Annotated in this window: 11 protein-coding genes; 2 read left to right on the top strand and 9 right to left on the bottom strand. The window is 66.0% G+C overall.

Annotated features, from left to right (window positions below; genetic code table 11):
* Positions 1-51: 51 nt before the first annotated feature.
* Positions 52-1,134 carry an AraC family transcriptional regulator gene (locus ACPTTC_RS29305; RefSeq protein WP_423394974.1) on the bottom strand — a complete coding sequence of 361 codons (1,083 nt, stop codon included), beginning with the start codon at positions 1,132-1,134 and terminating at the stop codon, positions 52-54.
* 75 nt (positions 1,135-1,209) lie between these two features.
* On the opposite strand from ACPTTC_RS29305, the gene ACPTTC_RS29300 reads away from it, so the two are divergent.
* Positions 1,210-3,243: an FAD-dependent oxidoreductase gene (locus ACPTTC_RS29300; RefSeq protein ID WP_423394973.1), complete on the top strand. Its 2,034-nt coding sequence runs from the start codon at positions 1,210-1,212 to the stop codon at positions 3,241-3,243.
* Between the two features lie 209 nt (positions 3,244-3,452).
* Here the strand turns inward: ACPTTC_RS29300 and ACPTTC_RS29295 are convergent, their stop codons facing one another.
* Positions 3,453-3,857, bottom strand: coding sequence for a DUF2471 domain-containing protein (locus tag ACPTTC_RS29295; RefSeq protein ID WP_423394972.1), 405 nt, complete (start codon positions 3,855-3,857; stop codon positions 3,453-3,455).
* Between the two features lie 214 nt (positions 3,858-4,071).
* Positions 4,072-4,965: a LysR family transcriptional regulator gene (locus ACPTTC_RS29290; RefSeq protein ID WP_423394971.1), complete on the bottom strand. Its 894-nt coding sequence runs from the start codon at positions 4,963-4,965 to the stop codon at positions 4,072-4,074.
* Between the two features lie 86 nt (positions 4,966-5,051).
* Between ACPTTC_RS29290 and ACPTTC_RS29285 the strand changes: the two genes are divergently transcribed.
* Entirely contained in the window at positions 5,052-5,837 is a 786-nt protein-coding gene (locus ACPTTC_RS29285; RefSeq protein WP_423394970.1) for an NAD(P)H-dependent oxidoreductase, read from the top strand.
* Between the two features lie 10 nt (positions 5,838-5,847).
* On the opposite strand, the gene tssE is transcribed toward ACPTTC_RS29285, so the two are convergent.
* The 6 genes from tssE to tssK all read right to left on the bottom strand — a co-directional run bounded on the left by tssE (position 5,848) and on the right by tssK (position 13,564).
* Complete coding sequence (gene tssE / locus ACPTTC_RS29280) at positions 5,848-6,270, bottom strand: type VI secretion system baseplate subunit TssE (protein ID WP_423394969.1); 423 nt, start codon at positions 6,268-6,270, stop codon at positions 5,848-5,850.
* Positions 6,267-8,981: a type VI secretion system ATPase TssH gene (gene tssH / locus ACPTTC_RS29275; protein ID WP_423394968.1), complete on the bottom strand. Its 2,715-nt coding sequence runs from the start codon at positions 8,979-8,981 to the stop codon at positions 6,267-6,269. Before tssH ends, tssE begins: the two co-directional genes overlap by 4 nt.
* A 138-nt stretch (positions 8,982-9,119) precedes the next feature.
* Positions 9,120-9,605 (bottom strand): Hcp family type VI secretion system effector, encoded by a 486-nt coding sequence (locus tag ACPTTC_RS29270; RefSeq protein ID WP_006479553.1) that lies wholly within the window; start codon positions 9,603-9,605, stop codon positions 9,120-9,122.
* A gap of 94 nt (positions 9,606-9,699) precedes the next feature.
* The gene (locus tag ACPTTC_RS29265) at positions 9,700-11,463 is read right to left on the bottom strand and encodes an OmpA family protein (protein WP_423394967.1); all 1,764 of its coding nucleotides are present in this window, start codon (positions 11,461-11,463) and stop codon (positions 9,700-9,702) included.
* Positions 11,460-12,215, bottom strand: a complete 756-nt coding sequence (locus ACPTTC_RS29260) for a DotU family type IV/VI secretion system protein (protein ID WP_423394966.1) — start codon at positions 12,213-12,215, stop codon at positions 11,460-11,462. Before ACPTTC_RS29260 ends, ACPTTC_RS29265 begins: the two co-directional genes overlap by 4 nt.
* Positions 12,215-13,564 carry a type VI secretion system baseplate subunit TssK gene (gene tssK / locus ACPTTC_RS29255; RefSeq protein ID WP_423394965.1) on the bottom strand — a complete coding sequence of 450 codons (1,350 nt, stop codon included), beginning with the start codon at positions 13,562-13,564 and terminating at the stop codon, positions 12,215-12,217. The genes ACPTTC_RS29260 and tssK overlap by 1 nt, the downstream gene beginning before the upstream one ends.
* Positions 13,565-13,901: the final 337 nt, after the last annotated feature.

The raw sequence follows: 13,901 nt of genomic DNA, 5'->3' as shown, positions 1-13,901 counted from the left end.
TCATACCGATGAACGCCCGCGCAGGCACGTCGTGTCGCCCGCAATCCCGCATCATCCGTGCGCGGTACCCGCGGCCGCTTCGCGATACGCGCTCGGCGTCTGCCCGGCCCAGCGCCGGAACGCGCGCGTGAAATTCGCCGGGTCGGTGAATTGCAGCCGCTCGGCGATCGTTTTCAGGTCGAGATCCGACGCGGCGAGCAACTGCTTCGCGTCGCGAAACCGCGCTTCGTCGAGCAATTGCCGATAGCTCGAACCGGCTTCCTCCAGCCGGCGCCGCAGCGTGCGCGTCGACACGAGCAGCGCGTCGGCGAGCGTCTCCGGCCCCGGGTAATCGCCGGCGCCACGTGCGAGCTCCGCGCGCACGCGTTCGACCAGATCGCCTTCGTCCTGACGCACCTGCGCATACTCGCGTTCCACCTGAACGAGCGCCTGCCGGTGCGCGACTTCGTCGGCGAGCGGCAGCGGCCAGTCGAGCACGTCGCGCGCGATCCACAGCGCGTTGGCGGCACAGCCGAATTCGACTGGCGGCAACTGATCGCGATAGCGCGCGAAATAGGGCGGCTCAGGCCACGCGAATTGCAGCCTGATCGGCGGCGACGCGCGCCCGGCCCATTGCGAGATGTTTTGCGCGAGTCCCGTCAGCACGAACTCGAACATCACGTGATGCTGCAGTACCGGGCTGGCCTGCACGCCGTGCAGTTCGAGCGTCGCGCCGTGTTCGTCTTCTTCATAGGTCAGGCGATATTGGCGGTTGCGCATCCGGAAGTAGCGCTGCGTGACGGACAGCGCTTCCCGGATGTCCCGCGCGGTCAGCGTCGCGTAGCCGAGAAAGCCGTGCACGGTCGGCTTCAACAGCAACCCGAACGCAAGCCCGATGCCCGGATCGCCGCCGATCTCGATCGCATTGAGCACGAGCCGCCCCCATTGCGACGGCGCGACGCGCGCGTCCGGTTCGGCCAGTACCGCGTCGCGCAGGCCCGTGCCGGCGCGCACGGCGGCCAGGTCGACGCCGCGCGCGGCCAGCGCCTGCAGCAGCAGGCGCGTATAGGCGACGGGAATCGTCGGCCGGCGCAGCCCGAGGCGGTCCTTGGCGAGAGGGGAGGTCATGTCGATTTGGCCGGAAATGACAAGCATTATGGCTGTTTGCCCCCTCACGTTCAAGGCGGCGCGCGCCTACGATGTCATGCATCGCTTATCGGCACGATCATCATGACCACGACCTTTCCCCACCTGCTCGCCCCGCTTGATCTCGGCTTCACGACGCTGAAGAACCGCGTGCTGATGGGCTCGATGCACACGGGCCTCGAGGACAGCCGCAAGACGCTGCCGCGGCTCGCCGAGTATTTCGCCGAACGCGCCCGCGGCGGCGTGGGCCTGATCGTGACGGGCGGCTTCGCGCCGAACGTGGCCGGCTGGACCAAGCCGTTCGGCGGCACGCTGATGACGTCGGCCGCCGCGCGGCGGCATCGCGAGATCACGGATGCCGTGCACGCGGAGGACGGCAAGATCGCGCTGCAGATCCTGCATACGGGCCGCTACGGCTATCACCCGTTCGCGGTCGCGCCGTCGCGGATCAAGTCGCCGATCTCGCCGTTCGCGCCGCACGAACTGAGCGCGCGCGGCGTCGAGCGGCAGATCCGCGCGTTCGTGCGCTGCGCGACGCTCGCGCGTGAAGCCGGGTATGACGGCGTCGAGATCATGGGCTCCGAAGGCTACCTGATCAACCAGTTCATCTCGATGCATACGAACAAGCGCACCGACCAGTGGGGCGGTGCGTACGAGAACCGCATCCGCCTGCCGATCGAGATCATCGAGCGCACGCGCGAAGCGGTCGGCCGCGATTTCATCCTGATCTACCGGCTGTCGATGCTCGACCTGATTCCGGACGGCAGCGACTGGAGCGAAACCGTGCAGCTCGCGAAGGCCGTCGAGCGCGCGGGCGCGACCATCATCAACACGGGGATCGGCTGGCACGAAGCCCGTGTGCCGACGATCGCGACCTCGGTGCCGCGCGGCGCGTTCGCCTGGGTGACGAAGAAGATGAAAGGCGAGGTCGGCATTCCACTCGTGACCACCAACCGGATCAATCGTCCCGAAGTGGCCGAGCAGCTCCTCGCGGATGGCTGCGCGGACATGGTGTCGATGGCCCGCCCGCTGCTCGCGGATGCGGAGTTCGTGGTCAAGGCCGCGCAGGGTCGGGCCGACGAGATCAACACCTGCATCGGCTGCAACCAGGCGTGCCTCGATCATGCGTTCAAGAACAAGATCGCGTCATGCCTGCTGAATCCGCGCGCGTGCCACGAGACGGAGCTGAAATACACGCCCGCGCCGCAGCCGAAGCGCATCGCGGTCGTCGGCGCGGGGCCGGCCGGGCTCGCATGCTCGACCGTGCTCGCGCAGCGCGGCCATCAGGTCGACCTGTTCGACGGAGCGGCCGAGATCGGCGGCCAGTTCAACATGGCGAAGCGGATTCCGGGCAAGGAAGAGTTCCACGAAGCGCTCAGCTACTTCGGCCGCCAGGTCGAGCTGACCGGCGTGAACCTGCACTTGAACCGCCGCGTCGACGCGAGCGACCTGATCGCGGGCGGCTACGACGAGATCGTGCTCGCGACCGGCGTGGCGCCGCGCGACCCGAAGATTCCGGGGCAGGACGGGCCGAACGTGCTCAGCTACATCGACGTGCTCGCGGGCCGGCAGCCGGTCGGCCGGCGGGTCGCGGTGGTCGGCGCGGGCGGGATCGGCTTCGATGTCGCCGAGTATCTGGTGCAGGAGGGTGAATCGCCTGCGCTCGATCTGGAAGAATGGAAGGCCGAGTGGGGCGTGACGGACCCGGCCACGACGCGTGGCGGCGTCACGCGTGCGCAGGTGACGGCGCCCGCGCGTGAAGTGACGCTGCTGCAGCGCAAGGCCGCGCCGCTCGGCAAGGGGCTCGGCAAGACGACCGGCTGGATTCACCGTGCGACGCTGAAGATGAAGCAGGTGAAGATGATCGGCGGCGTGAACTATGAACTGATCGATGCGCGCGGCCTGCACGTGTCGTACGGCGAGAAACGCACCGATCACGAACTGATCGAAGCCGACACGATCGTGCTCTGCACGGGGCAGGAGCCGCAGCGCGCGCTGCTCGCGCCGCTGCAGGCGGCCGGGCGTTCGGTGCACCTGATCGGCGGCGCGGAACTGGCCGCCGAACTCGACGCGAAGCGCGCGATCGATCAGGGCGCGCGGCTCGCGGCACGGTTGTAACGGGCGGTCGCTGCGACCACCGCCCGGAGGACGTATGCCGGACGTACGCCGCGTGGCGGTGATCCGCCTGCGATGCGGTTCGTGACTCACCGTCCGGGGTACCGATTCGTCGGCGCGGGGATGAAACGGGCAGCAGCGCCGGGCGCGTCGCCACGCAACGTGGCGGCGCGGCCTCGACAGACCGTGACCGCGCACGGCCATCACACGGCTCAGGCCGCTTCGGCGCGTTCTTCCTCTTCCGCTTCCAGCATCGCCTTGACGATCAGGTAGATGGCCGGCAGGTCGTCGTCGTCGCGGCGCCAGTCGACCGGCTCCTCGACGTCCGCGGCGACCAGGCGGCTGTCGCGCAGCCGGATGAATGCGTCGACGACGGCCGGATCGTTGCGGCTCAGGAAACCGGCATTCGAGAATGCCAGCTCTTCGACGTTCAGCAGCGCCTGCCAGCTCATCGTGCGGACGGCCGCAGGATGGGTGCGGCGCCGCAGGCCGAGCGCCCGCTGCGCGGGGCCGCCCGCGACACGCTGCAGATCGACGACCGCGCGCTGCGCGGCGCGCTCGAATTGGACGGGGTTGAAGCCGGGTTGCTCGGGATCGAATGCGGATGCCTGGAACATGGTCGCCTCACAAAAATCCGTCCGTCGATGGATGACGGAATTCGGGTCAAATGGTGCAAAAGCACTGTAAATATATACAGTGTTCAAGGCGGTTTCAAGTCCCGGATGAAGAATCTTGTCGTCGCGGACGCGAGCGGATGCCGGAAGCCGTTGGAAGCCGGCACGCGAGCGCCGGTCGCGCGTTGTCGCGCCGATTCCGCTGGCCGCGTTCCGCTTATACCGATTCCGCGATGGTCTCCCGCAGCCACCGATGGGCCGGATCGCGATGCACGCGCTCATGCCACAGCATCGACATTTCATAACCGGGCACCTCGACCGGCGCTTCCACCACCCGCAGCGCGGGCACGTCACGCACCAGCCGCTCGGGCAGCATCGCGACGAGATCGGTGCTGGCGACCGCCGACATCACGAACAGGAAATGCGGCACCGACAGCACGACGCGCCGCGTGGTGCCCACCTTCGCGAGCACTTCGTCCGTTACGCCGACGAAGCCGCCGCCGTCGGGCGACACGATCACGTGCTCGAGCGTGCCGAACTGCGCGAGCGTCGGGCGCCGCTTCAGCTTCGGGTGCCCGGCGCGACCGATGAGCACGTAACGCTCGACGAACAGCGGCAAGCGCCGCATGCCGGGCGGCGACCCTTCGGTCGTATGGAAGGCGAGATCGATGCCATTTCGTTCGGCATCCTGCTCGATGCGCGGCGGCACGAGTTCGACGACTGCGAGTCGCGTACCGGGCGCGGCTGAGCGCAGCGTGCTCAGCGCGGGCAGCACGATCGTCGATTCGCCGTAGTCGGTCGCGGCCACCCGCCACGTGTTCGTCGCGGTCGCGGGATCGAACGGCGTGGCCGGAACGACCGCACGCTCGACGGCTTCGAGCGCGTCGCGCAACGGCTCGCGCAGCGCTTCCGCGCGTGCGGTCGGCCGCATTCCGCGCGGCCCCGGCAGCAGCAGCGGATCGCCGAACAGGTCGCGCAGCTTCTGCAGCTGCACGCTCACCGACGGCTGCGACATGTTCAGTTTCTCGGCCGCGCGCGTGACGTTGTGCTCGGCGAGCAGCACGTCCAGCGTGACCAGCAGGTTCAGATCGAGTCGCCTGAGATTATTCATGGCTATACCTGGAATATCATGAATTCATTTCAAATATAGCGTGGGTAGCGGCATCCTGCAGTCATTCAATCGACGGAGTGACGAACATGAATGTGCTGATCGTGTATGCCCATCCCGAGCCGCGCTCGCTGAACGGCGCGTTGCGCGACTTTGCCGTCGAGCGTCTCGTAGCGGCCGGCCACACGGTGCAGGTGACCGACCTGTACGCGATGAACTGGAAGGCCGCGTTCGATGCGAACGACGTGACCGATCGTGCGCCCGATGCGCGCTTCGATCCCGCGCTCGACTCGAAGCATGCATTCGAGACGGGCACGCAGCGCGACGATATCGCGCGCGAACAGGACAAGCTGAAGTGGGCTGACGCGGTGATCCTGCAGTTTCCGCTGTGGTGGTTCTCGATGCCGGCGATCATGAAGGGTTGGTTCGAGCGCGTGTATGCGTACGGTTTTGCGTACGGTGTCGGCGAGCATTCCGATACGCACTGGGGCGATCGCTACGGTGAAGGCGCGTTTGCCGGCAAGCGCGCGATGGTGATCGTCACGACGGGCGGGTGGGAATCGCATTACAGCCCGCGCGGCATCAACGGGCCGATCGACGACGTGCTGTTCCCGATTCAGCACGGCGTGCTGTATTACCCGGGCTTCGATGTGCTGCCGCCGTTCGTGATCTACCGGACGGGCAAGATGAACGATGCGCGCTTCGACGACACGCGCGCGGCGCTGGGCAAGCGTCTGGATGAACTGTGGACGACGCAGCCGATTCCGTTTCGGCGGCAGAACGCGGGCGATTACGAGATTCCGGCGTTGACGCTCAAGCCGGAGATCGTGCCGGAGAAAGTGGGGTTTGCCGCGCATCTTGCGCACGAGCAGTGACGGCGCGAGATCACGGCAGGTCGATGCGTCGTTCGACGCGCAGGCGGCCCGGCGGCTCGAAGTAGGTGCCGAATCGCACGAGCCCGGCGTTCTTCAGGTGGCACGTCATCTCGAAGCTGACGAGGATGCCGGGATCGCGATTGTCGACGATCCCGACGTCGATCGAGCGAATGCGCGGCTCGTACTTCAGCAGCGTTGCTTCCATTTGCTGCTTGAGCAAATGCGCCGATGCGGGCAATGCCATGTAGATGTTCGTGAGGTCGGGCAGCCCGTAGTCGGGTAGATGCTTGAGCGAGCCCGCCCGCGTATTGAGAATGCGGCGCACGTTCTGCTGCACGCTCAGGCATTCGAGCGTGCGATCGTCGTGAGCGCCAATCGGTTCGCCGCCGATCTGGCCGAGCAGCATGTCATACAGCGACGGGCCGGCGGTCATCGGTCGTTTCGCCGCGTAGTGCCGGTATCGCCGGCCGCCGGCGCATCGACGAAGTCGATCGTCAACGATCCTTCGGCAGTGGCCGACAACAGGATGTGTCGCGGCGTCGCGCCTGATGCCATCCTGGCGAGCAGTTCGCGCGAGACGACCGGCAGCACGCGCTGGTTCAGGAATGCATCGACGCTGCGTGCGCCGGATTCGCGCGACACGCAGTGCCGCGCGATCGATTCGATCAGATCGTCTGCGTACGTCAGGGTCACCGCGTGTTGTCGATGGAGGCGTTCGGCGATCCTGTCGAGCTTGATTCGCACGATCGATGCGAGCGCGGCAGCGTCGAGCGGCCGGTAAACGAGCGTCTGAAAGCGTGCGAGCAGGGCGGGCTGGAAGTGCGCGACCAACTGCGGATGGACGGTTTCGCGCAGCGCTTCGTGCGTGATCGCCGGATTCTCGGCCGTTGCATCGTCGATTTGCGCGCTGCCGAGATTGGACGTCATCACGATCACGCAGTTGCGGAAATCGATTTCGCGCCCTTCGCCGTCGCGCATCGTGCCGCGGTCGAACACCTGATAGAAAATGTCGAGCACGTCGCGATGCGCTTTCTCGACTTCGTCCAGCAGCACGACGCTGTACGGACGCTGACGTACGGCTTCGGTCAGGACCCCGCCGCGTCCGTAACCGACGTAGCCGGGCGGCGAGCCCTTGAGCTGCGATACCGTATGCGCTTCCTGGTACTCGGACAGGTTGATCGTCGTCAGCGCGGCTTTGCCGCCGAACAACAGGTCGGCAAGTGCCAGCGCGGTTTCGGTCTTGCCGACGCCGGACGGCCCGGTGAGCAGGAACACGCCGAGCGGTGCGTGGTCGTTCTTCAGCCCGGCCTTGGCGGTCCGCAGGCTCTCCGCCAGTGCGCCGATCGCATCGGCCTGCGCCACCACACGCGCGGCCAGCGTCGTTTCGAGCGCGAGCAGGCTGCGCAGTTCGTCGTCGACGAGATTGCCGACCGGCACACCGGTCCATTCCGCGACCACGCGCGCGATCGATTGCGCATCGACGTCGGCGGCGATCATCGGCGACTTGCCCTGAATGGTTGCCAGCGCGTCGATGGTATTGGTAACGGCCGCCGGATCAGGCGTGGGGCCGGCCGCGCCGCGAAGGGTGCGCAGCAGGTCGACGAGTTCGCGTTCTCGCGTGTACTGGCCAAGCAGCGTGTCTATGGTGTCGCGTACGGCGTCGTATTCCGTGTCGATCGTGGCGCGTCGCCCGGCGACGTCGCCGATCCCGGCACGGGAATCCGCATCGAGCGCGGTGCGTTCCAGTTCGAGTGCCGTCAGCGTCGCGCGTGCCTGCTGCAGCTCGACCGGCGGCACGTCGAGCGCCATGCGCACGCGCGCGGCCGCCGTGTCGATCAGATCGACAGCCTTGTCCGGCAGCTGCCGGGCCGGGATGTAGCGGCGTGACAGCCGCACGGCCGCGACGATCGCCTCGTCGCGAATGTGGACGTCGTGATGCTTTGCAAAGCGGCTGGCGAGCCCGCGCAGCATCAGGCAGGCCGTGTCGTCGTCGGGCTCGTCGACCTTGATGACCTGGAAGCGCCGCTCGAGCGCGGCATCGCGTTCGAAATATTCGTTGTACTCGGCCCACGTGGTTGCCGCGATCGTGCGCAACTCGCCGCGCGCGAGCGCCGGCTTGAGCAGGTTGGCCGCGTCGGCGCCGCCTGCCGCGTTGCCCGAGCCGATCAGCGTATGCGCTTCGTCGATGAACAGCAGGATGGGTGTCGTCGATGTCCGCACCTCGTCGATCACGTTCTTTAGCCGTTGCTCGAATTCGCCCTTCACGCCTGCGCCGGCCTGCAGCAAGCCGAGGTCGAGCGTCAGGATGCGCGTGTCGCGGATCGTCTCCGGCACGCTGCCTTCGATCACGCGCAACGCGAGCCCTTCGACGAGTGCGGTCTTGCCGACGCCCGGCTCGCCGACCAGGATCGGGTTGTTCTTGCGGCGGCGCGACAGCACGTCGATCATCTGCCGGATCTCCCGGTCGCGGCCGAAGACGGGGTCGATCTCGCCAAGACGGGCCTTCTCGGTCAGGTCGAGCGCAAAGCGCGCGAGGGCGTTGTCGTCGGTGGTGCGCGACGGTGCCTGGGGCGCATGACGATCGGCGGAGGCATCCGTCGCGACATGGCCGGATTGATCCGCGGTTGGCGACGTTATCGGCGGCAACGTCATGTCGTCGGACGCGTTCTCGGACGAGCGTCGCCCAAGTCGCGGCAGCACGCGTCGGATCTGCGCGCTCGAAACCGACAACAGCGGCCACGCGCGTTGCGTGCGCAACACGTGCGGCGCGTCGACGATCGCCTGCAGCAGGTGGCCCGAGCGAATGGTGCCGTCGGAATTGTCCGACACCGCATGCGTCCATGCGTCCTCGATCACCGTGGCGAGTTGCCGTGACAGCGCCGGCATGCCGCGCAACGTACGCGGCATACGGTCGATCACGTCGATCAATGCATCCCACACCGCATCGATATCGAGATCGTAGTGACGCAGGATCGCCGGAATGTCGCCGTCGTCCGCTTCGATCAGTTTCAGCACCCAGTGCTCGACCGCGATTTCGTCCGCGAGCCGGGTCTGGCAAAGACTCGCCGCGGCTTCGAGCGCACGCGTGCAGTGGGGGTTGAGGCGGCGGATGAGGTGGGAGGCGTCCCGGAGAGGCGGCGTCATGTGGATAGCGGAGCAGGATTGGGGAGAGTGTGGATTCGCCTATGCCCATGCGAACCGAAGGGTGCGACTGCGAATGGGCGAGCAGCGGAGCGGAATCCGGCGCACGGGCTTACCGGATTCCGCCAGTCGGTCAGCGCATCAGGAACGTTCGTTCCACGTGTCCTTGTGGATAATGTTGCCGTCCTTGTACGACCACGTGATCGTCTCGTAGCGCAGTTCGACGTCTTCGAGATGGTTGTGTTTCTCGTAGTCGGGGTTCTTGATGTCGAGCATCTTCGGCTTCACGGCGACGATCTTCACGTTGTCGAGCTTCGTGTTGAAGTACTCCTTCTCCTTGCCCGCGTCGTCGATCTTGTACCACTTGATCTCGACCGACTTCAGCGTCTGTCCGCTCGTCACGGCCTTGTACAGGTACGGCGTCGATGCGTCCGTCTCTTTCGTCAGCGTGATCGGCTTGTGCACGCGCGTGCCGGTGAGCTTGCCCGTATTGCCGTCGGTCGGAATGTGCACGCCGTGATCGAACGCGACCAGTTCGACGCTGCCTTCACGATCCTGGACGGTCACCGAACCCTTGATGTCCGCACCGCCGTCGTCCTTGAGCCACATGTAGGCCGGAATTGCCATTTGTCTACTCCTTCTTATTCGTACTGCGAATCGCCGGAACCCAAGTCCGGCGCTGACAAACCCGGAGCGGATGCCCCGGGAACCAAAACGCGTGTTACCGCACGGTGCGGATCGAAGCGGCCGGCGCCGGCATGTCGGGCACCAGCGTGATTTCGACCCGGCGATTCCTTGCCCGGCCTTCGGGCGTGGAGTTGTCCGCGACCGGTCGCGTATCGCCGTAGCCCTGGATCGCGAATTGCGTCGTCGGTATCCCGGACGCATCGACGAGCCAGTCGCGCACGGCGGCCGCACGGTCGATCGACAGCTTCAGGTTGCGCTCGGGGCGGCCCTGAGCGTCCGTATAGCCGGCGACAAGAACGCGCTTGCCCGGATGCGCGTTGATCAGTTCGAGCGCATCGACCATCGCGCGCGTGGAGCCCGGCTTCAGTTGTGCTTTGCCGCTGTCGAACAGCGACATGCTGTCCAGCGTGACGACGGCGGGCGGCGGCGCGGGCGGCTCGTAGGACGCGATCACGTCGTTGAGTATCGGCAGCAGTCGAGTGCCGCGATACATGCCGAACGACAGCCGGAGCGGAATGCCGATACGCGCATACCGGTCGAGCTGGTCGCGGTCCGACGAAAGGGATTTGAGCGCGTCGCGCTTCGCGGCGTCTTGCGTAGCGGGGAGACGGTTGTAGCGCTCGACGTGTTCGCCGATTCGGGTCATCAGCGTTTCGTTGTTTTTCGCGGCGCCGCAGACGGCGATGGTGGCCGCGCAAGCAACGATCGCGACGACATGCACGACAGCGGTGATGCGCGGCGATCGCCGCGACCGGCGCGGCATCGCGTCGATCAGCGGCTGCGGCAGCGGCCATGGAGAAGGCGATGCAGGTAGCGCGGCCGGTGCGATGCCGATGCGCGATCGGACTTCGCGCTCCCATGGCTTGCCGGGGCCCGTCGCGGGGCCATGGTCGACCCAGCCGGCGCCGAACAACGGCCAGGGCGGCGCAGGCTGGCGTCGGTCCGTAAGCGTATTGAGCGCGGTACGGCGCGTCCATCCGATCATTGAGCCGATCCCGGCGGCGCGTGCCGCGACCGTGCGACTTCCGTCGGCATGGAGGGCGTCGGATTCGGCTGCTTCGATCGCGGAGTCGAAACGGTGCATGTCCGCGATCGGCGAGCCTGCCGATACGCCATACCACTGGGCCGCCGGCTCCGCTGGAGCGGCTGTATCGGAGAATCGCTGATAGATGGCGACGTAGCCCGGCAGCGACGCGCCGAGCATGCGCGACGTGTCTGCAACCGCCTGCCGGATGACGCGCAGCGTTTGCGACAACACATCGTCGTTCGCATGCAATCCCGGCGCGACCGACAACACGACGCAATCGGGGGCATGACCGTCCCGCCACTGGCGGACGGCGACGGCAAGGCGGGGAAGATCCTGCGGGCGATCGGCCCGCAACCAGATGGCGCCGTCTCCGACGTGGACGAAGCGCGACCCGGTTGCGTCGCGATCGAACAAGGCGGGCAGCCCGTCTCCGGTGACGAGCGCGAGCGGCATCCTGGTGCGCAGCGCGACGGGCAGGTCGGCGGTCGCCGCGCCGAGTTGCGCAAGCACGTGCACGTTCTGTTTGCGGGCATGCGTCAATCTGCGCGAATGCAACCAGACGATCAGCGCCGAAAGCGCGATGACGATCGCAATCAATCCCCACATGATGCCGCGGTCGACGGGCAGGACCCATCCGATGACGGCAAGCGCCAGGGCGGCCGAGATCGTCACGACCGTGCGCAGCGGGTAGCCGAGGCCTGTCAGGGCCGCGCGGGCGGCGTCGGCGTCGACGCGTGTTGGCGCCGGTGAAAGAACAGTATCGGAAGTCACGGCCGCTGAGCTTTCTGGACGAGTTGTGCCAGTTCCGCGTCGAGGATGCGATCCCACGCGAACCACACGCCTATCGCGATCACGCATGCCGTTCCCGCGATCGCCCACGGCGACAGGCGTCTGAGCCGGTCGATCAGCCGCGCGTTCGAGCGGTCGGTGACGAACCCCGGTTGCGAGGCCGGTCGCAACTGATCGACCCGTGCGACCAGCGCAGCGATCACGGCCTGACGTTTCGCTTCGCCTTCGTGGGTTTGTGCCGAGAGGCCCGAACGGGCAGCGTAACGACCGCGGAACCCGAGGCCGAGCACGGCCGCATAGCATTCGAGCAGGTCGACGTTCGGCGCGGATTCGCGCATCCGGTGCTCGATGCGGTCGTAGATGCGCGTTCCCGCATCGTGAGTGCCGAAGCGCTCGACCTGCAGCGGTCGGGATTCCCAGTTCCCCTTGTCCGACGCGGGAAGGTAACGCAATGCCGCTTCATCGATCAGCCCGCACTGGGCGAGGACGGCGTCGTCCCGGATGTCGGCGGCGATCCCTTGCGCATCGAGTGCCGTCGCGAACTGCGCGATGAGCCGGATGCACTGTTGACGCAGGTTCTCCTGGCTGTCGACCTGCCCACCGTTCGACAGGTGGGTGACGAGCAGTGCCGTATCGCGCAGCAGCGCGCGTATCGAAGGCCCGGGCGGGCGGCCGGACGATGGCTCCCGCGCCAGCAGTGCGGATTCGTGACGAGTGGAAACGATGGTATTCATCAGCGCAGCACCGCATAGAGTTCGATCGACGCGTCCGGAATCGACGCGGGCAGGTAGATCTGGCAAGCGCGCGCGGCGAGCATCCGCGCATGTGCGGCGTCATGTGCGTCGAGCGCGAAATAGTGGTTGTCCAGCCTGACCGGAATGGCGCCCGGCACGCGCTGCACGGCCTTGAGCGGAATGCCGGCCACCGCGGAATTGACGATGTGCTCGACGTCGTCCGGCGCGCCGATCTTGCACAGTCGCGGAAACTGTTCGACGAGCTCGAATGCCGGCAGCGCAGCGTTGACGGACAGGTACCAGTCCGCCGCACCTTCGACGATGCGCTCGTCGCGGAACTGGCCGGCCCAGGTTGTGGGCGTCGTGTGTGAAAGCCCGATCGACACGACTCGCGACGGGATGATCGCGTCCAGCAGATCGCGGATCAGCGATTCGAGCGTCGCGAAAACCTCATGTGCCGCGGCGTGATCGTAAGACGGGATGTCGGTCAGCGACACGCGCGTCGAGAACGTGGTGAGCGATCCTGCCAACTGGGCGAGTACCTGGTACAAGCGATCCGTGGGCTGCCTGGGATGCGACGCGAGAAAGCGCAGTTGCGGCCACGCTTGATGAATGCAGTGCAGGAGCCAGAAGAGCTGGACGTCGGCGACGCCGTATTCGGCCACCTGTTCGGTCCGTTCGCTGCGACGCTCGCCGAGGAGCGCGCTTTTGGCGGCGAGGATATCCGCCAGCCTCCGGATGCGCTCGATATGCAGTGCATGACCCGACAGCGCCAGGCAGGGCGGCACATATCCGCGATCGAGCTGAAACTGACCGCTCGTCGCGCGCGTCAGGCGGGCTATCGCGCATGCCGTATCGTCGGCGTGCGACTCGTACCCGTACAGCAACCGGACCGCGTGGCGCTCGGCGGCGATTTCGGTTTCCGCGGTTCCGTTCAGGTCCGTCACCTTCACGAATTCCCGGTACGCGCGACGCGGGCGGGCGAGCGCCGTTTCGTGGAAACGACAGTTGCTGCCGTTCGCATCGGGCAGCGCGAGTGCGGCGAGCACATCGACCGTCTGGGTATCGGCAGGAATTTCGCCGACGAGGTCGCGAGCGGGCGGCAGTGCATCGGCGACGGTCGTGTCGACCGGCGTTCCGTCCGGGAAGCGTAGCTGCAGCCGCGTGAGCTTCAGGCGGCCGGAGGCCAGTGCTTCTTCGTCGACGTCGACGTTCAGCGTTCCCCAAGGCGATACGGCGATGGCCGACGCCAACTGTTGCAGCGCGAATCCGTTCCAGCGGTCCTGCTGCTGGAAATGCTGCTGCGTAAGAATCAGCCCTTCATGCCAGAGCGGCTTTTCGATCCGCATGGTGTGGTCTATATCGATTAGGAATTATGAGGCGACGATTCTAACCATCGTTTTCCGATTTCGTATACCCCGGAACTGGTTGAATTGTTGATGAGTGTGTCATTTGTATTGAGATATGCGGGGGTTATTTTTTGAGATTTTGTGGATTGGTTTGCTTTGTGGTTGGTGGATGTGCGGTGCGCAGTTTTATTGAGATAAAAATGCTCTTTGATATCTGTTTTTGTGCATAAAAATCAGATATTTATATGTCGTTTGATGTTATTTGAGATTGGTTTTTGGTGTGGGCGGGGCTGGGCTTGTTGAGGTGTGGTCGGATTTTGTGTATTCGTACTAGTAT

It is taken from the genome of Burkholderia mycopellens (assembly GCF_964265025.1).
In the GTDB taxonomy this organism is placed as follows: Bacteria; Pseudomonadota; Gammaproteobacteria; order Burkholderiales; family Burkholderiaceae; genus Burkholderia.
The sequence above is the reverse complement of the archived record's forward strand: the minus strand, read 5'-3'. Positions and strand labels throughout refer to the sequence as shown.